Annotated in this window: 1 pseudogene; it reads left to right on the top strand. The window is 57.9% G+C overall.

The window, feature by feature from the left end:
• A pseudogene (locus tag QP415_RS12355) lies at positions 1–252 on the top strand (phage/plasmid primase, P4 family); the annotation flags it as partial.

Raw genomic sequence — 252 nt, 5'->3', positions numbered from 1 at the left:
CCTCAGGTGGTTCAAGCCTCGCAAGCATATAAGGAGGATAACGACTGGTTCTCGCAGTTCCTTGAGGACTCGTGCGACGTCGAGGACGGATTATCGGAGAGGGCTGGTGACCTCTATCAGACGTATCGGGCGTGGGCGCAAAACACCTCAGGATGGGCGCGCCCGATGGTCGACTTCAACGCTGCTGTCGAACAAGCCGGATTCGTGCGGAAAAAGACCAAGCACGGCATGTACGTCTACGGGCTCGCGATC

The sequence above is a fragment of the Pauljensenia sp. UMB3104 genome, from assembly GCF_030217285.1.
In the GTDB taxonomy this organism is placed as follows: domain Bacteria; phylum Actinomycetota; class Actinomycetes; order Actinomycetales; family Actinomycetaceae; genus Pauljensenia.
Note: the sequence above shows the minus strand (reverse complement) of the source record. Positions and strands in the feature narration are given on the sequence as shown.